The 20,707-nt window shown below is 63.9% G+C and carries 19 protein-coding genes; 13 read left to right on the top strand and 6 right to left on the bottom strand.

Annotated features, from left to right (window positions below):
- Window positions 1–84: 84 nt before the first annotated feature.
- The 5 genes from EL335_RS04700 to EL335_RS04720 form a co-directional block, all read right to left on the bottom strand.
- Entirely contained in the window at window positions 85–339 is a 255-nt protein-coding gene (locus EL335_RS04700; protein ID WP_126444577.1) for a MoaD/ThiS family protein, read from the bottom strand.
- Window positions 336–1,577, bottom strand: a complete 1,242-nt coding sequence (locus EL335_RS04705; protein WP_126444579.1) for an NAD(P)/FAD-dependent oxidoreductase — start codon at window positions 1,575–1,577, stop codon at window positions 336–338. The genes EL335_RS04700 and EL335_RS04705 overlap by 4 nt, the downstream gene beginning before the upstream one ends.
- 1 nt (window position 1,578) lies before the next feature.
- Entirely contained in the window at window positions 1,579–3,426 is a 1,848-nt protein-coding gene (locus tag EL335_RS04710; protein ID WP_126444581.1) for an aldehyde ferredoxin oxidoreductase family protein, read from the bottom strand.
- 15 nt (window positions 3,427–3,441) lie between these two features.
- Window positions 3,442–3,921, bottom strand: a complete 480-nt coding sequence (locus tag EL335_RS04715; RefSeq protein WP_126444583.1) for a 4Fe-4S dicluster domain-containing protein — start codon at window positions 3,919–3,921, stop codon at window positions 3,442–3,444.
- 94 nt (window positions 3,922–4,015) lie between these two features.
- Window positions 4,016–4,396 (bottom strand): hypothetical protein, encoded by a 381-nt coding sequence (locus EL335_RS04720; RefSeq protein WP_126444585.1) that lies wholly within the window; start codon window positions 4,394–4,396, stop codon window positions 4,016–4,018.
- Between the two features lie 261 nt (window positions 4,397–4,657).
- On the opposite strand from EL335_RS04720, the gene EL335_RS04725 reads away from it, so the two are divergent.
- Together EL335_RS04725 and ylqF are read left to right on the top strand one after the other, a co-directional pair.
- Complete coding sequence (locus EL335_RS04725) at window positions 4,658–4,945, top strand: hypothetical protein (protein ID WP_126444587.1); 288 nt, start codon at window positions 4,658–4,660, stop codon at window positions 4,943–4,945.
- 79 nt (window positions 4,946–5,024) lie between these two features.
- Window positions 5,025–5,912 carry a ribosome biogenesis GTPase YlqF gene (gene ylqF, locus EL335_RS04730; RefSeq protein WP_126444589.1) on the top strand — a complete coding sequence of 296 codons (888 nt, stop codon included), beginning with the start codon at window positions 5,025–5,027 and terminating at the stop codon, window positions 5,910–5,912.
- Here the strand turns inward: ylqF and EL335_RS04735 are convergent.
- Window positions 5,900–7,315: a sensor histidine kinase gene (locus EL335_RS04735; RefSeq protein WP_126444591.1), complete on the bottom strand. Its 1,416-nt coding sequence runs from the start codon at window positions 7,313–7,315 to the stop codon at window positions 5,900–5,902. The two genes, ylqF and EL335_RS04735, sit on opposite strands and share 13 nt — an antisense overlap.
- Before the next feature lie 134 nt (window positions 7,316–7,449).
- Here EL335_RS04735 and EL335_RS04740 point away from each other — a divergent pair, with 134 nt between their 5' ends.
- The 11 genes from EL335_RS04740 to EL335_RS04790 all read left to right on the top strand — a co-directional run bounded on the left by EL335_RS04740 (window position 7,450) and on the right by EL335_RS04790 (window position 20,705).
- A complete protein-coding gene (locus EL335_RS04740) occupies window positions 7,450–9,780 on the top strand; it encodes a Tex family protein (RefSeq protein ID WP_126444593.1) in 2,331 nt (776 codons plus the stop codon).
- 92 nt (window positions 9,781–9,872) lie between these two features.
- Window positions 9,873–10,301 carry a hydroxyphenylacetyl-CoA thioesterase PaaI gene (paaI, locus tag EL335_RS04745; protein ID WP_126444595.1) on the top strand — a complete coding sequence of 143 codons (429 nt, stop codon included), beginning with the start codon at window positions 9,873–9,875 and terminating at the stop codon, window positions 10,299–10,301.
- Window positions 10,302–10,372: 71 nt separating this feature from the next.
- Window positions 10,373–10,996 carry a TetR/AcrR family transcriptional regulator gene (locus EL335_RS04750; protein ID WP_126444597.1) on the top strand — a complete coding sequence of 208 codons (624 nt, stop codon included), beginning with the start codon at window positions 10,373–10,375 and terminating at the stop codon, window positions 10,994–10,996.
- A gap of 191 nt (window positions 10,997–11,187) precedes the next feature.
- Window positions 11,188–12,423 (top strand): efflux RND transporter periplasmic adaptor subunit, encoded by a 1,236-nt coding sequence (locus tag EL335_RS04755; protein WP_284155451.1) that lies wholly within the window; start codon window positions 11,188–11,190, stop codon window positions 12,421–12,423.
- Window positions 12,424–15,546 (top strand): efflux RND transporter permease subunit, encoded by a 3,123-nt coding sequence (locus tag EL335_RS04760; protein WP_284155452.1) that lies wholly within the window; start codon window positions 12,424–12,426, stop codon window positions 15,544–15,546.
- Entirely contained in the window at window positions 15,539–16,906 is a 1,368-nt protein-coding gene (locus EL335_RS04765) for an efflux transporter outer membrane subunit (RefSeq protein WP_126444601.1), read from the top strand. Before EL335_RS04760 ends, EL335_RS04765 begins: the two co-directional genes overlap by 8 nt.
- Before the next feature lie 79 nt (window positions 16,907–16,985).
- Window positions 16,986–17,219 (top strand): RNA chaperone Hfq, encoded by a 234-nt coding sequence (gene hfq / locus EL335_RS04770; RefSeq protein WP_126444603.1) that lies wholly within the window; start codon window positions 16,986–16,988, stop codon window positions 17,217–17,219.
- A gap of 27 nt (window positions 17,220–17,246) precedes the next feature.
- Window positions 17,247–18,434, top strand: a complete 1,188-nt coding sequence (gene hflX / locus EL335_RS04775) for a GTPase HflX (protein ID WP_126444605.1) — start codon at window positions 17,247–17,249, stop codon at window positions 18,432–18,434.
- Window positions 18,421–19,626 (top strand): FtsH protease activity modulator HflK, encoded by a 1,206-nt coding sequence (gene hflK / locus EL335_RS04780; RefSeq protein ID WP_126447695.1) that lies wholly within the window; start codon window positions 18,421–18,423, stop codon window positions 19,624–19,626. Before hflX ends, hflK begins: the two co-directional genes overlap by 14 nt.
- The gene (gene hflC / locus EL335_RS04785) at window positions 19,626–20,504 is read left to right on the top strand and encodes a protease modulator HflC (protein WP_126444607.1); all 879 of its coding nucleotides are present in this window, start codon (window positions 19,626–19,628) and stop codon (window positions 20,502–20,504) included. The genes hflK and hflC overlap by 1 nt, the downstream gene beginning before the upstream one ends.
- An 18-nt stretch (window positions 20,505–20,522) precedes the next feature.
- Window positions 20,523–20,705 (top strand): DUF2065 domain-containing protein, encoded by a 183-nt coding sequence (locus EL335_RS04790; RefSeq protein WP_126444609.1) that lies wholly within the window; start codon window positions 20,523–20,525, stop codon window positions 20,703–20,705.
- Window positions 20,706–20,707: the final 2 nt, after the last annotated feature.

Here is a 20,707-nt window from a genome sequence, read left to right on the forward strand (position 1 = left end):
GGAGGGCTGCGCCCTTCGAACTGCACTGCAAGTATCGCAAGTTTGCTTGTGCGCCGCAACAACGAAACGTTGCGGGACGAGCACTCAGCCGCCGGCGATCGGTGGCCAGATGGCGAGCGTTTCGCCGTCCTTGAGCGTGCGGCTTGCGCGCTCTGCCGGCGGCACGAACACGCCATCGACCAGCACCAGCTTGCAGGAAGCCGCCGGCAGCGCGAAACGTTCGATCACCTGGGCGATCGTCGTGCCTTCCGGAAGCTCGATCTCGAGCGCATTCTTCGCTCTTGCCTCGAACGGCAGATGATCCTGCAGCGAGGCGAAGAGCTTGAAGGTGATTTTCATGCCGCTTTTTGGGTGCAGGCGAGGTAGGCGGCCATGAACTGCGTCGGATCGGCCATCAGGCGCGCTTTCCACGGGCCCAGCCGGATGCGCGACTGGATCAGGCCACGCAAGGCGCCGACATGATCCGTCCAGCCGATGCTGGTGGCGCCGATCAGCACGTCATCCTCGAATTGCAGCGACAGATAGCGGAAGTTTGCCTCATCGACGAGCTCGACGCCGTCGCCTTTGCCTTGCCAGTGGCCGAAGGAGGTGGAGATCAAGCCGAGCGTATCGAGCACGTTGATCGCCAGACTGCCTGGCAATTCGGCATTGCCGCCGGCCATGTTGATCGCGGCGATGCGCCCTTGCTCGACGGCGTTGGGCTGGATCGCGTTGAGCTGCGGCGTGCCATCGTAAAAACCCGGTGCCTCGGTGACATCGCCGGCGGCATAAATGTCCGGCACCGAAGTGCGCATGCCGCGGTCGACGCGGATGCCGCGGCCGAGCGCCACGCCACTGCCGGCAAGAAAGTCCACATTCGGACGCACGCCGGCGGCGCAGATCACCAGGTCGGCTCGCAGTGCCGTTTCGCCAGCGCCGAGTTTGACACACAGCGCATCGCCGTCCTGCTCGATAGCGCTGATCGCGGTGCTGACACGCACTTCGATACCTTTGCTTTTCACCCAGCGCTCGATCATCGCACCGGCTATCAAAGTCATCATGCGCGGCACCATCCGGTCTCCCATCTCGACGATCGTCAGCTCGACGTCGCGAGTGGCAAGCGCTTCCAGGATGATGCAGCCGATGAAACCGGCGCCGAGCTGCACCACGCGGCTGCCGGGCTGGGCTTTTGCCGCGATCGCGCGCGCGTCGTCGAGCGTCCAGCAGGTATGCACGTTGGCGAGGTCGATGCCGGGAATCTCCGGACGGATCGGCCGCGAGCCGGTGGCAATCAGGAGCCGATCATAGGCAAGGCGTTCACCGCTGGCGAATTCGATCTGCCGCACCGCCGAATCGACACAGCTTACGCGCCCCTGGATCAGGTGGATGCGGTGGGTCGTGAAATGGTCGTGCGTCTTGCGCAGATGAGTGCCGTCCTCGGGAATGTTGCCTTGCAGGAAATACGGGATCGCCATGCGCGAGTAGGGTGGCTCTGCCTCGTCGCCGATCAGCGCGATCTCGGCGGTCGGCTGCAGTCGACGCAAGGTTTCTGCGGCAACGACCCCCGCGGGGCCGTTGCCGATGATGACATGCCTCATCTCACAAACCCAGCCGTTGCAAAGTCTCGCCGCTGGGTCGGCCTTCGGCATCCCAGCCGCGCAGCTGGTAATACTCGGGCTTCATCTTGTCGAGGCCGTTGACCAGCCCCTTGGCCGGCCCGGTCTTCGCCGGCTCGGTCTTCAGGCGCGGCGGCAGGTCGTCGTCCTTCGCGGTGAAGCCGGCGGCGAGGTTGAACTGGCGTTCCATGTTCCAGATGCGCTCGCCGACCTCATTGAGTTTTTCCAGCGACCAGTCGCCCTCACAGGCGGCGGCGATCTGCGGCTGGATGTCGGCCAGCGTCCAAGCGAACGAGGTGAAGATACATAAGCCCGAAGAATCGAACACCGCGGTGGCATCCTGAAAGGCTTTGACCAGCGCGGCCTTGCCTTCGGTGACGAGCGGGTCGGTCTTGACCGGGATGCCCAGCACCTCGGAGGCGACCGTATAGCCGCGCAGATGGCAGGCACCGCGGTTCGAGGTGGCATAGGCGAGCCCCATGCCCTGGATGCCGCGTGAATCGTAGGCGGGGAATTCCTGCTTCTTGACGCCCATCGACAGCTCCGGCCGACCGTATTTCTCGCACAGGCGCGCCGAGCCCAGCCCCAGCAGCTTGCCGAAGCCTTCGCCCTGCGCGGTCGCTTGCGCCAGCGCCACCAGCGCCTGGGCCGAGCCGAACGGCGCTTCCATGCCGATGTCTTCTTTCTTGAGGATGCCGAGCTCATAAAGCTCCATCGCCGCGCCGACGGTGGCGCCGAACGAGATCGGGTCCATGCCGTCTTCGTTGCAGATCATGTTCGCGAACTGCAAGGCTTCGAGATCGCCGACACCGTTGGCGGCGCCGAGCGCCCAGGCCGCCTCGTATTCGAGGCCGCCGGAGGCGCCCCAGTATTCGGGTTTGTTGACCACCGAGAAGTGCGTCTCGTCGATGCGCGAGATGCGGCCGCAGGCGATCGTGCAGCCGAAGCAGGCGGCGTTGGTGACGAGATGGGACTTGCCGTCGGTCGGGCGCTTTTCGTACATCGCCTCGGCCGAAATCCGGTTGGCCTGCTCGAACTGCACGTCGCGATGGTTGCGCGTCGGCAGCGCGCCGATCTCGTTGATGACGTTCATCAACACCTGGGTGCCGTATTTCGGCAAGCCCTGGCCGGTGACGGCATTCTCGGCCAGCACCTTCTTGCCGGCGGCGACGGCCGCCATGAAGGTCTGCGGGTCCTTGATTCCCGACACGCCTCGCGTGCCACGCACCGCGACGGCCTTGAGGTTCTTGCTGCCCATCACGGTGCCGACGCCGGAACGGCCCGCAGCGCGGTGCAGGTCATTGACGACGCAGGCGTAGAGCACGCCGTTCTCGCCGGCGCGGCCGATGCTGGCGACGCGTATTTGCGGGTCCTGGTGGGTCTTCTTGATGATCTCCTCGGTCTGCCAGACCGTCTTGCCCCACAGGTGCGAGGCATCCTTGAGCTCCGCCTTGTCGTTTTCGATCGACAGATAGACCGGCTGCGGACTCTTGCCTTCGAAGATGATCATGTCCCAGCCGGCGAACTTCAATTCCGCGCCAAAGAAGCCGCCCGAGTTCGAACAGGCGATCGCGCCGGTGAGCGCGCCCTTGGTCACCACCGAATAACGGCCGCCAGTCGAGGCGGGCGTGCCGGTCAAAGGCCCGGTGGTCATGATTAGCTTGTTGGCGGGCGAGAGCGGATCGACCTTCGGATCGACCTCGCTGACGAAATACTTGGTGGCCAGGCCGCGCTGGCCGAGATACTGCTGCGCCCATTCCATGTTGAGCGGTTCGGCTGTGCAGGTGCCGTGGGTGAGGTCAACGCGCAGAATTTTTCGTGTCCATCCCATGATGTTCTCCTCCGATCAGGCAGCAACGCGCGGTGCGGTGTCAGTCTTGCCGGCCCAGGCGCGCATTCTGTCGAAACCGGTCCAATCGGCATCGACATAGGTGATCGCCCCGGTGGGGCAGGCGGCGGCGCAAGCGGGTTCTCCGCCGCACAGGTCGCATTTTTGTACCTTGCCGGTCTCGGCGACGTAATTGATCGTGCCGAACGGGCAGGCGATCGTGCACACCTTGCAGCCGACGCAGGTCGCCTCATACACCACCTTGGCGCCAGTGGCGGCGTCGATGCGGATCGCATCGACCGGGCAGGCGTTCATGCACCAGGCATCGGCGCACTGGGTGCAGGTATAAGGCACCTTGCGTCCCTCGTGCTCGAAGTTGAAGACCTTGATGCGCGATCGGGATGGATTGAACGACCCGTAATTGTCGAAGGAACAGGCCAGCTCGCACTGCAGACAGCCAGTGCACTTGTTGGCATCGATATGAAGGGATTTCTGCATGACGCGTTTCTCCTGCTCGTTGGTCGTTATCGAGACGTCAGCCAATTCGGCCAGGCAGCCGATGAAGCCAACTTAGCACAGACAGCAGACGGCTTCAACGCGAACTTTTGCTGCCCAGCAGCATCGCGTGACGAAAGCGCGCCGGCGCGTGGGCGGCGATCGCCGAACCGGCGACGATGAGCCAGAACAGATAGGGTCGCGCGGCGGCGTCGAGGACCATCCAGCCGACCAGCACCAGTTTGACGAGGACACTGAGGCCGGCGGCCTCGATGAGGTGCTGCGGCTTGCGCCAGACATCGAGCGCGAACATCGCGAAACCGGTCACCGCGACGGCGATGGCACTGGCAGGGCTGGCCTGCGGCGCGCCGAGCAACGCCGCGCCGAGCAGGATCACCGCGGCAAGATGCAGCCCGCGCAGCAGCACGTTGATCCAGCGTAAGAGATGATCGAGAGGGGTCATCGGTTTGCGGGCCATCTTTGCATGATCCTAAAAACCTCTGTTGGACGCGCCCGATGGTGCGTGCCGGCGGGCGGATGGCGCGACGCGACGACGCAGCAGGCTCATGCCTGCAAGGAGGAGCAACAAAGCCAGGCGCCCGTCGGCGCGTGCCAGGGGGTGCGTAGCAGGGTCACCTCTCCGGTGAGCGGAATCAGTGAGACATCTTTCGATCTTCTCAGGCATTTTTTGCCTTCATGAGTGGTCAACTGGGGTTTTTAGGATGATAGGCTGCAAACCATGGACGATGAAACCCTGACACGCGAGATGGCGACGACGGCGCAGGAATTCCGCCGTGTGCTCGATTTCGCCTTTCCCGACGCCGTGAGCGAGCGCGACGAGAGGCTTTGCGTCGCGGCAGCCGGGGCGAAGATGGAGATAACGCTCGCGCCGCTGCCGCCGCGTGTGATCGCGAAACTTTCATTGCCGCGCCTGATGGTGCGCATCCGTTTCACTGCGGGATCGTTCGAAGCTTGTCAGGCGCTGCTGGCGCGGATGGATCGTGCGATGCAGCGCGGTGGTGGGTGAGGGTGCCGTATCGCCAGCGCCGGGTTTGTGAATTGTGAATCGGCGATAATCACGGCCCATTCATTTCCACGATTCGGCAATGTCCATCCAGTGGTTCCCCGGCCACATGGTCTCGGCGCGCAAAAAGGCCGCCGAGACGATGGCCCGTACCGATGTCGTCATCGAGGTGCTCGATGCGCGCTGCCCCGAGGCGAGCAGCAATCCGATGATCCGCGAGCTGCGTGCAGCGCGCCAGCGGCCGGTGTTGCGCGTGCTGAACAAGGCCGATCTGGCCGATCCGGTCGCAACCCGCGCCTGGCTCGACTTTTACGCCCGGCAGCCCGGCGTGCTGGCCGTCGCGCTCTCCTGCAAAAAGCCGGGTGAGGCGGCGAAGATTCCGGCCCTTTGCCGCCAACTCGCCCCACACCGCAACGACCCGACCAAACCGCTGCGCATGATGATCATGGGGATTCCCAACGTCGGCAAATCGACTTTGCTGAACGCGCTCATCAAGCGCCGCATTGCCGCGGTCGGCGACGAGCCCGCGGTGACCAGACATCTGCAGAGCTTCGACCTCGGTCCCGGCATGACGATCACCGACACGCCGGGGCTGATGTGGCCGAAGATCGAGCACGATGCGGATGGTTACATGCTCGCCGCCTGCCATGCGATCGGCCGCAATGCCGTGATCGACGAAGCAGTGGCCGAATTCCTCGCCGGCATCCTGCTGGTGCGTTATCCGGCGCTGCTCGCCGCGCGCTATGGAATCGATGTGGCCGGGATGGATGCGATCGGTATCGTCGAGACGGTCGGCAGGAAACGCGGCTGCCTGCGGGGTGGCAAGCTCGAACTGGAGAAGGCGGCGATGATCCTGCTGACCGATTTCCGCTCTGGGGTGTTGGGCCGCATCAGTCTCGAAACACCGCAGACCCGGGCGGCGATGCTTTCGCTGAAGGCGCAGGAATCCGCTGCGCCTCAGGCGGACTGATCCGCTGGCCGCAAAGGCAATTGCAGCGTGAAGGTGCTGCCATGCCAGGGGGTGCTGACGGCCTGGATCGTGCCACCCATCAGACTGGCTAGGTTCATCGCGATCGGCAGCGCCAGCCGCGTGCCGCACGCAGACCGATCGATCGGTTGGTCGTCGTGGGCGAAGGCCCGGAACGCATTGGTGATCTCTTCGCGCGTCATGCCGACGCCTTCATCTCTGACCGAGAACCACAGTTCGTCATCGGCGCTTAGCACGGTCAGCACGATGCTGCCGTGCGAACTGTGACGCACGGCGTTCATCAGCAGGGTGACGAGGATCTGCCGGATGCGCGCGGGGTCGCCGAGGATGAATTCCGGTAAAGAATCACTTTGCCGACAGACGAGCTCAAGTCCCTTGGCGGCTGCGTGCTGCTCGACCGCGGCGACTGCATCGGCGACGAGACTGGTGAGCTTGCAGGGGTTGTTTTCAAGGACGAGCTTCCCTGCCTCGATGCGGGAGAAATCCAGCACGTCGTCGATCGTGGCCTGCAATTGGGCGCCGGCTTTGTCGATGCGGCCGAAATGTTCTTGATCGATGGCGGATTCGCCCTGACGTGCGCCGAGCCGGGCGATCTGTCGGATGGTGGTGAGCGGAGCGCGGATCTCGCGGCTCAGGCTGGCTAGAAACTGGCTTTTCGCCTCCGAGGCGGCTTCGGCGGACGCACGGTCTTGGCGAGCTTCTGCGATTGTCAGCGCCAGTCTGTCGGCGAGACGGTTGATGTCGCCGACGAGCCGGCCGAGTTCGGTATTCAGATGGCCGGATGGAATCGGCAGCCGTTCGCCCTGCAGCGGATCCATCGTATGCAGACGCTCGGAGATGTGCGAAATCGGCCGGGCGACGAAGACGATCAGCGCCGTGCCGATCGCCCCGGAGACGACGAGGAGCTGCCAGAGGAGCTGCTCTGCTGCACGCTGGATCTCGTTGCTGCGCTGCTGGGCGATCACTTCCGGGTTGGGTGAGAGCCGGATCATGCCGACTTTCTTGTCAGGCGTGAAAGGGGATGTCACCACACGTTCGAGAGGAGGAAGCGTGACAGCTTCCGAAACAGGTGCTTCGCCGGCACGCTTTGCATCGACGAGCGTAATTTCATCGGCCTGGATCAGCACATGCAGCACTTCCGGACTTTTCAGCAGCCCAGTGGCAACATCCTCGGCAAGCGACTGATCCTTCAGGAAACAGGCGATGCTCAGGGTGCTGTAAATCGTGTCGAGCAACTGATTCAACCGGATGTCGACATTCCGCGCCGCTCGTTCGGCAGTTGCATGATAGGTGAACGCGAAAATGCCGATGCCCGCCAGGAAAAAGGCGAGCACCGTGAGCAGGATCGAACGCAGGACGATGCCATCTCCGGGAATGGGTTTCATCGCACGGCGCGGCAGAGGCAAAATTCCAGGTTGCGCATCGCCCGATCATACCAAACGAATATCTGCCGCGGTACCGATTGCACCTCGGCCCGGCTTGCGGTAGTGTGCGCGCCTTTTCGTTTCCAGTCCGACCCATGCTGCCTTCGATCGAATCCCGCATCGCCGCCGAACTCGGCGTGCTTCCCAATCAAGTCGCCGCGGCCGTCCAATTGCTCGACGGCGGCGCCACCGTGCCCTTCATCGCCCGTTACCGCAAGGAAGCGACCGGCAATCTTGATGACACGCAGCTGCGCACCCTCGAAGAGCGGCTGGGTTATCTGCGCGAGCTGGAAGAGCGCCGCGCGGCGATCCTGTCGAGCATCGAAGAGCAGGGCAAGCTCAGCCCCGAACTGAAGCATGAAATCGAGCACGCCGAGACCAAGCAGCGGCTCGAAGATCTGTATCTTCCTTATAAGCCCAAGCGCCGCACCAAGGCGCAGATCGCGCGCGAGGCGGGGCTTACGCCCCTGGCCGAGTCTCTTTATCGCGATCCGACGCTCGTTCCGGAAGCCGAGGCGGCGAAATTCGTCGCTGCCGACAAGGGCGTGCCGGACGTCAAGGCGGCGCTCGATGGGGCGCGCCAGATCCTGATGGAGCGTTTCGCCGAGGATGCTTCGCTGCTGGAGAAGCTGCGCGGCTATCTCAACGAGCACGCCTTCATCGTCTCGACCGTGATCGAAGGCAAGGAGGAGGCAGGGGCGAAGTTTCGCGACTGGTTCGATTTCCGCGAGCCATTGAAGAGCGCCGCTTCGCACCGCGTGCTGGCGCTGCTGCGCGGGCGCAACGAGGACGTGCTGCGCCTTTCGATCAAGACCGAGCCGGAACTGCGCGATCCGCCCGAATCCTCGCCCTGCATCGCGATGATCGCGCGTCATGTCGGCATCGAAGACAAGGGCAGGGCGGCCGACAGGTGGCTTACCGAGACGGTGCGCTGGACTTGGCTGGTGAAGCTCTCGCTCCATCTCGAAACCGAGCTGATGGGCGTCTTGCGCGAGCGCGCCGAGGAAGAGGCGATCCGCGTCTTCGCCCGCAACTTGCACGATTTGCTGCTCGCCGCGCCGGCTGGGCCGCAGGCGGTGATCGGCCTCGATCCGGGCATCCGCACCGGAGTCAAGGTCGCCGTCGTCGATGCCACCGGCAAGCTCTTGGAGACGGCGACGCTCTATCCGTTCGAGCCGCGCCGCGACTGGGAAGTCTCGATCGCCGCGCTGCGTCGGCTGGCGCAAAAGCACGGCGTCAAGCTCGTTGCGATCGGCAACGGCACCGCCAGCCGCGAGACCGACCGGCTCGTCGGCGAGCTGATCCAGCGCCATCCGGAACTGAGGCTGACCAAGGTCCTCGTCTCGGAAGCCGGCGCTTCGGTGTATTCGGCTTCGGAGCTCGCTGCGCGCGAGTTTCCCGAGCTCGATGTGAGCTTGCGCGGCGCGGTCTCGATCGCGCGCCGGCTGCAGGATCCGCTGGCGGAGCTCGTCAAGATCGAGCCGAAGAGCATCGGGGTCGGCCAGTATCAGCACGACGTCAATCAGGCCAAGCTCGCGCGCGCCCTCGATGCCGTGGTCGAGGACTGCGTCAATGCCGTCGGCGTCGATGTCAACACCGCTTCGGTGGCGCTCTTGGCCCGCATCTCCGGTTTGAATGCCACGCTCGCGGCGAACATCGTCGGCTACCGTGACCAACATGGGGCTTTCCCGACGCGCGCGGCGCTGAAAAAAGTGCCGCGGCTGGGAGAAAAGACTTTCGAGCAGGCGGCCGGTTTCTTGCGCATCCCTCACGGCGAGAATCCGCTCGATGCCTCGGCGGTGCACCCGGAAGCCTACCCGGTGGTCGAGCGCATCCTTGCCGACATCAAGAAAAGCGTGAAGGAAGTCATCGGCGATAGCCGCCTGATCCGCTCGTTGCGGCCCGAGAAATACACCGACGAACGCTTCGGCCTGCCGACGGTGCAAGACATCCTCAAAGAACTCGAAAAACCCGGCCGTGACCCGCGGCCGGAATTCAAGACCGCGTCATTCCGCGAAGGCGTCGAGGAAATCACCGACCTCGAACCCGGCATGGTGCTCGAAGGGGTGGTCACCAACGTCACCAACTTCGGTGCTTTCGTCGATATCGGCGTGCATCAGGATGGCCTGGTGCATGTCTCGGCGCTGTCGGACAAATTCGTGCGCGACCCGCACACGGTGGTGAAAGCCGGCGACGTGGTCAAGGTCAAGGTGCTGGAGGTCGATCTGCCACGAAAGCGCATCGCGTTGTCGATGCGGCTTTCAGACGAGGTGAGGAAGACGGAAAAAGTCGGCGCTGGGCAGACGGCATCTCCGCGTGATCTGCAACGCCATCGACAGCAGCCACGGCCAGAACCCACCAGCGCGATGGCGGCGGCGTTTGCGAAATTGAACCTAACAGCCCCGGCTGACCGCTCCTCAAGGTGAAAAGTGTCTTCGGAAATCAGAGTCTGCCTCACCTTCACCACTCGCTAGCGTCTTAGAATCCAGCGCGTTGTCTGCCGGGAGGGAAAAACAACATGTCCGCGCAACGGATCGCCGAGAAAGTGGCTGAAATCATGTGGGCCGACGACCATGCCGCGCGTGGCCTGGGCATCGAGATCGTCGCCGTCGGTCCCGGCGCGGCGACGCTGAAAATGGCCGTGCGACCGGACATGGTCAATGGCCACGGCAGTTGCCACGGCGCCTTCATCTTCGCGGTGGCCGATGCTACCTTCGCCTATGCCTGTAATTCCGACAACCAGCGCACGGTGGCATCTGGCGCGGACATCGATTTCCTCGCCCCGGCGATGATGGGTGAGGTGCTGACGGCGACGGCCATCCGGCGTCAGCAGGGCGGGCGCAGCGGTCTTTACGACGTCGAGGTCGTCAATCAAGACGGCAGGCTGATCGCGCTCTTCCGCGGCCGCGCGGTGCGCGTGAAAGGTCACATCTTCGAGCCAGCCTGAATGGCATGAGGCAAATTGCACGATTTCTTTCGATCCGATAGACTGGACAGTCTAGTCCATAGGATCGCTCCATGTCTTTTCCCGATCAAGCTGCGAGCGGCGATTGCCGGAAGCGTCTTTTACAAGCCGCCTGTGAGGTGTTCGGCGCCGAGGGTTACCATGTCAGTGTCGACCGTATCGCCGCGCAGGCAGGTGTGGCCAAGCAGACGCTCTACAATCACTTTTCGAGCAAGGCCGAGCTTTTTGCCGAGGTGATCAAAAATGCCACCGCCGAATTTCTCGTCGCTTTGGATGATGACGGCACCCCCTTGCGGGAGCGGTTGGTACGCTTCGGCGTGCGATATCGCGAACGCCTGCTCTCAACGGGCGGCCTGCAGTTCTACCGGATGCTGGTGGCCGAGATTCCGCGCTTTCCGGAACTGGCCGCCGCGTTTTACGAAAGCGGACCACGACGCACGGCCGCTTGTCTGCGCGAGGTAATCAAGGCGTCGATGGCGTGCGGCGAATTGCGCTGCGACGATGCCGAGTTCGCCGCTGGCATGCTTCTTTCGATGCTGGTTGGCGCCGAGCGTAGCCAATACCTGTTTTCCGGCGAAACACCGCCAGAATTCGATCCTGGCCAGGCGGCGAGGATCGTCGACTGTTTTCTGCGCGCCTTCGCTCCAGAAGGCGATGTCAGACGGAGTGATTCATGAAGGAAACGCTGAAGAAGGCCGCGAGCGGGATGCAGCGCAAGGCGCACGGAGCGCAGCGACCGAGAAAACGAGCCGAAGGCGAAGTTTCGGTGCAGGCTAACAGGAGCGAAGCGCAAGTTATGCCGGAACCACATAACATGGAGTTAGGCGAGGGAGCGACAACGAAGTTGCGGCGAAGGCTAACCTCGGCTTTGCCGAGGTTAAGCGAAGCGGCCGAAGCCAACACCGCGCAACGCGGCGATGCGCCCGCGCAGCAACTTATTCAGCGTTTCCTGAAAAAAATCCCATCTATTTTCCTCTTGTTGATCCTCGCGGCCTGCGGTCAGGGCAATGATGGGGGCAAGCCCGGCGCTACCGCAGGTCCGGGCAAACCCGCCGCAATGCCGCCGCCGGAAGTCGATGTCGTGACGGTCAAACCTGTCACGGCGAAGATCACGCAGGATCTGCCCGGTCGGCTACTGGCCTATCGCACTGCCCAGGTGCGGGCGCGCGTCGAGGGAGTGGTGGAAAAGCAGCTGTTCGTCGAGGGCAGCGATGTCAAGGCCGGCACGCCGCTGTTTAGAATCGATGCGCGCACCTACCGGGCACAGCTCGATGCCGCCGAGGCCGATCTCGCCGCGGCGCGGGCGGTGCTGGCGCGCTACCAGCCGCTTTTGGAAATCAAGGCGGTGAGCCAGCAGGAGTTCGACGCCGCCGCCGCCAAGGTCAAGCAGGCCGAAGCTTCGCTCGCCAAGGCGCGGCTCGATTTCGAGAATGCCGTCCCGTCGGCGCCGATTTCCGGCCGTATCGGCCGCGCGCTGGTCACCGAGGGCGCGCTGGTCGGCAGAAACGAGGCGACTCATCTGGCCACCATCGAACAGATCGATCCGATCCGCGTCGAATTCACCCACGGTTATGCCGATTTGCTGCGCCTGCAGCAGGCGGTGAAGGCCGGCAAGCAGAAAAAGGCCGACAGCGCCGAAGTGCAGCTTGTGTTGGAAGACGGCTCGCTCTATGCCGAAAAAGGCCGGGTCAAATTCACCGACATGGCGGTCGATCCGAGCACCGGCGCGGTGGTGCTGCGTGCCGAGTTTCCCAATCCGCGCCGCGAGCTGCTGCCCGGCGCCTTCGTGCGCGTGCGTTTTCCCGAAGCGATGATCGATGAGGCGCTGACCGTGCCACAGCGCGCGGTGCAAGGGTCGCCCACCGGCCAGATCGTGATGACCGTCGATGCCGAGGGCAAGGTGAGCGTGCGCCCGATCAAGACGGGCGGCGTCAGCGGCAATGATTTCATCGTCACCGAGGGTCTTGTGGCGGGCGATATCGTGATCGTCAATGGCCTGCAGAAGGCAAGACCCGGCAGCGTCGTCAAAGCGGTGCCCTGGACGCCTGGTGCGCCCCTGCTGGCTGGGCCGCCCGCCCCGGCCTCGGCAGCGGGGAAGAAGTAAATGCTGCCGCGCTTCTTCATCGACCGGCCGGTCTTTGCCTGGGTGATCGCGCTCGTCATCATCATGGGGGGGCTGATGTCTTTGCGCGAGCTGCCGGTGGCAAGCTATCCCTCCGTTGCGCCGCCGGCCTTGTCGATCACGTTGAACTACCCCGGCGCCTCGGGGCAGGTGGTCGAGGAGACTGCGGTCGCCTTGATCGAGCAGGAGATGAACGGCATCGACAACCTGCTCTACATGGAGTCGAGTTCAGAGCAAAACCGCGGCACGATCACGCTGACCTTCAAGGCCGGCACCAATCTCGATCTCGCCTCGGTCGAGACACAGAACCGCATCAAGCGCGCCGAGGCGCGTCTGCCCGAGGAGGTGCGGCGGCTGGGCGTGACGGTGGCCAAATCGGCGCGCAATTTCTTGATGATCATCTCGATCTTCTCGCCCGATAAGTCGCTCGACAACATCGCCCTGGGCAGCTTCGCGGCGGCGAACGTGTTGGAGAGCATCCGCCGCACACCGGGGGTGGGCGAGGCGATCCTGTTCGGCACCGAATATTCGATGCGCATCTGGCTCAAGCCCGATCGGCTCCAGGCCTTCAATCTCACCCCGGCGGATGTCGCCCGTGCGGTGCGCGCGCAGAACGTACAGCTCGCTACCGGAGAACTGGGCGCGATTCCCGCGCTGCCGGGACAGGAAATCGCTGCGCCGATCGTCATGAAAAGCCGCTTGGCCAGCCCCGAAGAATTCGGCGCGATCATCGTCAAGTCCGATGCCCGCGGCGCATTGGTGCGTGTCAAGGACGTCGCGCGGGTGGAATTGGGCGCGGAGGATTATTCGGTGGCGGCGCGCGTCGATGGTCAGCCGAACGCGGCGATCGCCGTGCGCATGGCCCCCGGCGCAAACGCTCTGGAGACCGCCAAGGCAGTACGCGCGACGATGACCAATCTCGCGCAGTATTTCCCCAAGGGGATCGACTGGCTGGTGCCGTATGACACCTCGACCTTCGTCGAGATCTCGATTCGCGAGGTGGTCAAAACCCTCGTCGAGGCGATGATCCTCGTCGTGCTCGTGATGTATCTGTTTTTGGAGAACTGGCGCGCCACCTTCATCCCGGCCATCGTCGTGCCGGTGGCACTGTTGGGCGGCACGGTGGGGCTCTATTTTCTTGGATACTCGATCAACGTGCTGACGCTCTTCGCGATGGTTCTGGCGATCGCCATCGTCGTCGATGACGCGATCGTCGTCGTCGAGAACGTCGAGCGCATCATGAGCGAGGAGGGGCTTGCCCCCCGCGAGGCGACCATCAAGGCGATGGGGCAGATCTTCGGCGCGATCATCGCCATCACCCTGGTGCTCTCGGCGGTGTTCGTGCCGATGGCCTTCTTCGGCGGCTCGACCGGCGCGATCTATCGCCAGTTCTCGGTGACCCTGGTGCTGACGATGCTCTTTTCCGCCTTGATGGCGATGACGCTCACGCCCGCCCTGTGCGCGACCCTGCTCAAGCACGAACGAGGCGAGGTGCTGCCCTCGCGCGGCTTCTTCGGCGGGTGGAACCGTTTCTTCGCCGCGACCGTGAGGCGCTATGTGGGCGCCATACGGCGCATGCTCGGCCGGCCCGGCCGCTGGCTCATCGTCTATGCGACGATTCTTGCCGCCGCCGGCTGGCTGTTCGCGAAGCTGCCTGGCAGCTTCCTGCCCTCCGAAGATCAAGGCTACTTCATCAACATCGTCCAGCTGCCGCCAGGCGCGACACGCGAGCGCACGCTCGAGGTGCTCTCGAGCGTCGAGCAATATTACCTCGCGCAGCCCGAGGTCGCGCATGTGATCGGGGTGGCCGGCTTTTCCTTCTTCGGCCGCGGCCAGAATGCAGCGATCGCCTTCGTGCGCCTGAAAGATTGGGACGGGCGGCCGGCCAAGGAAAGCGAAGCCGAATCCTTGGTGAGGAAGGCCAACATGACTTTCTTCCGCATCAAGCAGGCGATGATTTTCGCGATCAACGTGCCGCCGATTCCGGAACTGGCCGCGGTCGGCGGCTTCGATTTCCGCTTGCAGGATCGCGGTGGGTTGGGACGCGAAAAGCTTCTCGAAGCCCGTAACCTGGCCTTGGGCTTGGCGGGCCAGAATCCGGTGCTCTCGGGCGTGCGCCCCGAAGGGCAGGAGGCCGGGCCGCAGCTCTTCCTCGACATCGACCGCGTGAAGGCCAGCGCCTTGGGGGTGAATCTCGCCGATCTGAACGACAGCTTGCAAGCGACGCTCGGTCAGGCGTATCTCAACGATTTCGTGCGCCAGGGACGCATCCTGCGCGTGCAGATGCAGGCCGATGCCGGTTTGCGCCGCACGCCCGAGGACATCCTGCGCCTGCCGGTCAGGAACGCTCGCGGCGATATGATTCCGCTGGCCGAATTCGCGCAGGCGAAATGGGTGGTGGGTTCCCCGAAACTGGACCGCTACAACGGCTTGCCGGCGATGAAGATTGCTGGCGGCCCGGCACCGGGGCGCTCGACCGGCGAGGCGATGGCGGCGATGGAGGCGATCGCCAAGCAATTGCCTGCCGGGATCGGTTTCGAGTGGTCCGGCACTTCCTTCGAAGAGCGCCAATCCGGCGCACAGGCGCCATTCTTGTTCGGCGTCTCGCTGATCGTCGTCTTTCTTTGTCTTGCCGCGTTGTATGAGAGTTGGTCGGTACCCTTCGCGGTGATGCTCGTCGTGCCGCTCGGTATCTTCGGCGCGGTGCTGGCCGTCACCTTGCGTGGCTTGCCGAACGACGTCTATTTCAAGGTGGGGCTGATCGCGATCATCGGTCTTTCGGCCAAGAACGCGATCCTGATCATCGAGTTCGCGCGCAGGCTGCACGAAGAGGGTCGGGAATTGATCGAAGCGACGCTGGAAGCCTGCCGGCTGCGCTTCCGGCCGATCCTGATGACCTCGATCGCCTTCGTCTTCGGCGTGCTGCCGTTGGCAGTCTCCACCGGCGCGGGCGCCAACAGCCGCCATGCGATCGGCACCGGCGTGATGGGCGGCATGATCTCGGCCACAGTGCTCGCCGTGTTTTTGGTGCCGGTGTTCTTCGTCGTCGTGCGGCGCATCTTTCCCGGCCATTCCCGGCATCGTCAGGAGCCGCCCCATGAATAAGTCGCTGCCGCTTATCCTGCTCATCGCCGGCTGCTCATTCATCCCACCCCATGAGCGGCCGGCAGCGCCGGTGCCGCAAGCATGGCCATTGCCGAGTGCCGTCTCACCCGCGCCGGGTTTCAACGGCGACTGGCGCGCTTTCTTCACCGATCCGGCCTTGCAACGACTGATCGGCCTGGCGCTCGAACACAACCGCGATCTCATGATCGCCATCGCCCGTGTCGAGGAAGCGCGCGCGCAGGCAGGCTTGGCGCGCGCCGATCGTTTCCCGACCGTCGATGTCGGCTTGCAGGAACAGGCTGCCCGCGTGCCAGGGAGTTTGACCTCTTCGGGCCGGCCGACCCACAACCGGCGCTTCGATGCCAACCTGAGCATGACGGCCTTCGAGCTCGATTTTTGGGGACGTGTGAAAAGCCTCGATGAAGCGGCACGGGCGAACTTCCTCGCCAGCGACTATGCCCGGCAAGCGTTTGAGCTGTCTTTGATCAGCGATGTCGCGAGCGCCTATTACAGCCTCATCGAACTCGCTACCCGCAGCCGGCTCACTGCAGCGACGCTCAAGAACCGCGCCGAGAACCGGCGGCTCATCGAGCGTCGCCGCGACGTGGGGTTGGCCACGGACCTCGACTTTCTCGCCGCCGATGGCGCCTATCAGGCCGCAGCCGCGGAACTCGCGAATCTCGAGCGCCAACAGGCGGCGGCGGCAAACGCGCTGCGCCTTTTGGTTGGCAGCGATATCGGTGCCTTTCTCGATGGGCCGGCTCTGGGCTTTGGCGCCTTGCCGGAAGTCCCTGTCGGTCTGCCTTCCGAGGTGTTGTTGCGACGCCCCGACGTCTTGGCGGCGGAGCAGAAGCTGATCGCGGCGAATGCCAACATCGGCGCGGCGCGCGCGGCTTTCTTTCCGAAGATCGTGCTCACGGTGCTCGCCGGCTCGGCAAGCCCGGCGCTGTCCGGACTGTTCGGCGGCGGCAGCGGCGCGTGGAGTTTCGTGCCAGTGTTGAAATGGCCGCTATTCGACGCTGGTCGCAACGCGGCCAACGAAGATATCGCCGCGGCGCGCCAGCATATCGCAGTTGCCGAATACGAAAAGACCATCCAGCAGGCTTTCCGCGAGGTGGCCGATCTGTTGGCGGCGCGCGAGCATTACGCCCAACAGCTCGAAGCGCTCGTTCAGGCCGAAGCCGCGCAAGCCGAACGCCTGCGCCGCGTCGAGGCGCGTCAGCGCGCTGGGGTCTCCAGCTATCTGGAACTCTTGGATGCCCAGCGCGAGCTGTTCGCCGCGCAGCAGGCCGTGATCAGCGTGCGGCGGGCGCTGGCTGCGACTGCCGCCGGGCTGTTCAAGGCGACCGGCGGCGCCTGAGGGCCGGCAGGCGCTGGCTTCCCCGGCGAAAATCGGCTACAGTTCCGATTTTTCATAACCATGACTTCGTGAGGCCATCATGAGCAACAAAGGGCAGATGCTACAAGACCCGTTTCTGAACACGCTGCGGCGCGAGCACATCCCCGTTTCGATCTATCTCGTCAATGGCATCAAGCTGCAGGGGCAGGTCGAATCCTTCGACCAATATGTCGTGTTGCTCAAGAACACCGTCACACAGATGGTCTATAAGCACGCCATTTCCACCGTGGTGCCCGCCCGCCCGGTGAATATCAGCAACGAACCGGCCGAGTGACTCCCTTGAGCGGCGGACGCTCCGCCGATGTTTGAACGCCCTGCGGCCGGCGAGCGGGCCATTCTCGTGCAGCTCGATTTCGGTGAGGGCGATGTCGCCGAACGCCTCGACGAGTTCCGGCTCTTGGCCGGCAGCGCCGGGGCCGTCCCCATCGCCACGATCACCGGCAAAAGGGATCGCCCCGATCCGAAAACCTATGCCGGTTCCGGCAAGGTCGAGGAAATCCGCGCGGCGACGATTCTCCACGGTGCGGAGCTGGTCATCTTCAACCACGAGCTTTCGCCTGCCCAGCAGCGCAACCTGGAAAAAGCCCTGGAGCGCCGCGTCATCGATCGTACGGCGCTGATCCTCGACATCTTCGCATTGCGCGCGAAGAGTCACGAAGGCAAGCTGCAGGTCGAACTCGCCCAGCTCGAGCACCAGCTGACGCGACTGGTGCGCGGCTGGAGTCACCTGGAGCGGCAACGGGGTGGCATCGGTCTGCGCGGCCCGGGCGAGAAACAGTTGGAAACCGACCGGCGCCTGCTTGGCAAGCGCATCGCCGTATTGAAAGAGCGCCTGCGGCAGCTGGAACGCCAACGCGCAGTGCGCCGCAAGGGGCGTAGTCGCAGCGAGGTGCTCTCGGTCTCGCTGGTCGGCTACACCAACGCCGGCAAGAGCACGTTGTTCAACGCGCTGACGAAGGCAGGTGCCTATGCCGCCGATCAGCTCTTCGCCACCCTCGATACCACTTCCCGCAAGCTCTATGTGCCGAGCTGCGAGCTGGAAAACGGTCGATCAGGCTGCCAGATCGTGTTATCCGACACCGTCGGCTTCATTCGCGACCTGCCGCATGCGCTCGTCGCCGCCTTCCATGCCACGCTCGAAGAAACGGTGGCGGCCGATTTACTGTTGCACGTCGTCGATGCCGCAAGCCCCGATCGCGACCAGCAAATGCGCGCCGTCCTCCAGGTGCTTGCCGAGATCGGCGCAGCCGGGGTGCCGCAGATCGTCGTCCTCAACAAGATCGATTTGACGGGGGTTGCCCCCGGAGTCGAACGGGATGAGTGTGATAACATCGCCCGCGTCCGTGTCAGCGCCAAGACCGGCGCCGGACTCGACCTGTTGCGAGCCGCGCTGGCCGAAATGTCGCGCAAGCTGGCAATGCCGATCATCGACAAGACCACCCACCCCATTACAGAACATGATCACCGGCATTCTGATGTCGCTCAATGACCACGGCTGGGGCAACGACCCCGGGCGCGGCGGCCGCAACGGGCCTCCCGATCTCGACGAGCTGTGGCGCGATTTCAACAAGCGCCTGTCCGGCATCCTGGGCAAGAAGGGCGGCGGTGCGGGCGGCGACGACGGCGGCGCGCGCAGGCCGAACTTGACGCCTGGCCAGTTCGGCGGCGGCCTGGGCCTCTTGATCGCGCTCATCGCGGTCGTCTGGCTGGCGAGCGGCTTCTACATCGTCGATGCCAGCCAGCGCGGCGTGGTGCTCACCCTCGGCAAATACTCCGAAACCACCGAGCCGGGCCTGCGCTGGCGACTACCCTGGCCGATCCAGAGCCATGAAGTCGTCAACCTCACCGGCGTGCGCACCATCGAGATCGGCTATCGCGGTTCCGAGAAGAACAAGGTGCTCAAGGAAGCGCTGATGCTCACCGACGACGAGAACATCGTCAGCGTGCAGTTCGCCGTCCAGTACCTGCTCAAAGACCCAAAGGCCTACCTGTTCAACAACCGCCATCCCGACGACGCCGTCACTCAGGCTGCCGAGACCGCGATCCGCGAGGTGGTTGGCAAGAGCAAGATGGACTTCGTGCTCTATGAGGGTCGCGATGTGATCGCCGCCAACACGCAGAAGACGATGCAGGAGATCCTCGACCGTTACGACACCGGCATCCAGATCCGCGCCGTGACGATGCAGAGCACCCAGCCGCCCGAGCAGGTGCAAGCCGCCTTCGACGATGCGGTGAAGGCTGGCCAGGACCGCGAGCGGCAGAAGAACGAGGGGGAAGCCTACGCCAACGACGTGATCCCGCGGGCGCGTGGTACCGCTTCGCGCCTGCTGCAGGAAGCCGAAGGCTACCGCGCGCGGCTCGTCGCCACCGCAGAAGGTGAAGCGGCACGCTTTTCCAAGCTCTATGGCGAATACGCCAAGGCGCCGGAAGTCACGCGCCAGCGCCTCTATCTAGAAACCATGCAGCAGATCTTCACCAACACCAGCAAGGTGATGATCGATGCCAAGGGCGGCGGCAATCTGCTCTATCTGCCGCTCGACAAGCTGATGCAGCAGGCGGCGGCCAATCCCGCGCCGGCTGAAGCGCCGATCGTCGAGCGGCCGTCGGCGCCGGCTTCCGCCCAGGAAAACCGTGACGTGCGCACGCGCGGCCAACTGACGCGCGAACGGGGAGAACGCTGATGCAACGACTGCCCTTCATGCTCGCGATCGTCTTCGCCGTGTTCGTCGCAGCCGGCGCGATGCTGTTTACCGTCGATCAGCGCCAGTATGCAATCGTCTTCCAGCTCGGCGAGATCAAGGAGGTGGTCACGACTCCCGGTCTTCATTTCAAGTGGCCGTTGATCCAGAACGTACGCTATTTCGATCGGCGCATCCTGACGATGGACTCGGTCGAGCCGGAGCGTTTCTTGACCGCCGAGAAAAAGCCGGTGCTGGTCGATTCCTTCGTCAAATGGCGGATCGCCGACGTGCATCAGTATTACATCTCGGTGCAGGGCGACGAAATGCTGGCGCGTACCCGTCTGGCGCAGACCGTCAATTCCGGCCTGCGCGAAGAGTTCGGCCGGCGCACCGTGCATGACGTGGTTTCCGGCGAACGCGACAAGATCATGGCCGAGGTGCAGAAGAAGGCGGATGCCGATGCGCGCCAGATCGGCGTCGAGATCGTCGATGTGCGTTTGAAGCGCGTCGATCTGCCGCCGGAAGTCTCCGAATCCGTCTATCGCCGCATGGAGACCGAGCGCAAGCGCGTGGCCAACGAGCTCCGCTCGCAGGGCGCGGCAGAAGCGGAACGGATCCGCGCCGACGCCGACAAGCAGCGCGAGGTGATCATCGCCGAGGCCTATCGCGAGGCCCAGAAGATCAAGGGTGAAGGCGATGCCAAGGCCGCGGCGATCTATGCCAAGGCTTTTGGCGAGAACCCCGAGTTCTACGCCTTCTACCGCAGTCTCGAAGCGTATCGCCAGAGCTTCGCCAACAAGAACGACCTGCTCGTCGTCGATCCGAGCGCCGAGTTCTTCAAGTATCTGAAGAACGGCGCGAAAGCTGCTGGCAAATAAGTCTTCTGGCACGCACCCATGACGAATCTCCTGCTGGCGTTCGCGCTGATGCTCGTGATCGAAGGCCTATTGCCCTTCGCCGCGCCGCGCATCTGGCGCGAGACCTTTCGTCGTGCGCTCGAGCTCACCGATGGTCAGCTGCGTTTCGTGGGCTTGAGCTCGATCGTCATCGGTCTGACGCTGTTGCTGTTGTTCAGATAAAA

Source organism: Sulfuricystis multivorans (assembly GCF_003966565.1).
Classification (GTDB): domain Bacteria; phylum Pseudomonadota; class Gammaproteobacteria; order Burkholderiales; family Rhodocyclaceae; genus Sulfuricystis; species Sulfuricystis multivorans.

Excerpts from the sequence above, each read along its gene's own strand:
- hflK (WP_126447695.1), top strand. The coding sequence starts at position 18,421 with ATGTCGCTCAATGACCACGGCTGGGGCAACGACCCCGGGCGCGGCGGC.
- ylqF (WP_126444589.1), top strand. The coding sequence starts at position 5,025 with ATGTCCATCCAGTGGTTCCCCGGCCACATGGTCTCGGCGCGCAAAAAG.
- hfq (WP_126444603.1), top strand. The coding sequence starts at position 16,986 with ATGAGCAACAAAGGGCAGATGCTACAAGACCCGTTTCTGAACACGCTG.
- EL335_RS04765 (WP_126444601.1), top strand. The coding sequence starts at position 15,539 with ATGAATAAGTCGCTGCCGCTTATCCTGCTCATCGCCGGCTGCTCATTC.
- hflX (WP_126444605.1), top strand. The coding sequence starts at position 17,247 with ATGTTTGAACGCCCTGCGGCCGGCGAGCGGGCCATTCTCGTGCAGCTC.
- EL335_RS04740 (WP_126444593.1), top strand. The coding sequence starts at position 7,450 with ATGCTGCCTTCGATCGAATCCCGCATCGCCGCCGAACTCGGCGTGCTT.
- hflC (WP_126444607.1), top strand. The coding sequence starts at position 19,626 with ATGCAACGACTGCCCTTCATGCTCGCGATCGTCTTCGCCGTGTTCGTC.
- EL335_RS04710 (WP_126444581.1), bottom strand. The coding sequence starts at position 3,426 with ATGGGATGGACACGAAAAATTCTGCGCGTTGACCTCACCCACGGCACC.
- paaI (WP_126444595.1), top strand. The coding sequence starts at position 9,873 with ATGTCCGCGCAACGGATCGCCGAGAAAGTGGCTGAAATCATGTGGGCC.
- EL335_RS04790 (WP_126444609.1), top strand. The coding sequence starts at position 20,523 with ATGACGAATCTCCTGCTGGCGTTCGCGCTGATGCTCGTGATCGAAGGC.
- EL335_RS04725 (WP_126444587.1), top strand. The coding sequence starts at position 4,658 with ATGGACGATGAAACCCTGACACGCGAGATGGCGACGACGGCGCAGGAA.
- EL335_RS04735 (WP_126444591.1), bottom strand. The coding sequence starts at position 7,315 with ATGAAACCCATTCCCGGAGATGGCATCGTCCTGCGTTCGATCCTGCTC.
- EL335_RS04705 (WP_126444579.1), bottom strand. The coding sequence starts at position 1,577 with ATGAGGCATGTCATCATCGGCAACGGCCCCGCGGGGGTCGTTGCCGCA.
- EL335_RS04750 (WP_126444597.1), top strand. The coding sequence starts at position 10,373 with ATGTCTTTTCCCGATCAAGCTGCGAGCGGCGATTGCCGGAAGCGTCTT.
- EL335_RS04700 (WP_126444577.1), bottom strand. The coding sequence starts at position 339 with ATGAAAATCACCTTCAAGCTCTTCGCCTCGCTGCAGGATCATCTGCCG.
- EL335_RS04715 (WP_126444583.1), bottom strand. The coding sequence starts at position 3,921 with ATGCAGAAATCCCTTCATATCGATGCCAACAAGTGCACTGGCTGTCTG.
- EL335_RS04720 (WP_126444585.1), bottom strand. The coding sequence starts at position 4,396 with ATGGCCCGCAAACCGATGACCCCTCTCGATCATCTCTTACGCTGGATC.
- EL335_RS04760 (WP_284155452.1), top strand. The coding sequence starts at position 12,424 with ATGCTGCCGCGCTTCTTCATCGACCGGCCGGTCTTTGCCTGGGTGATC.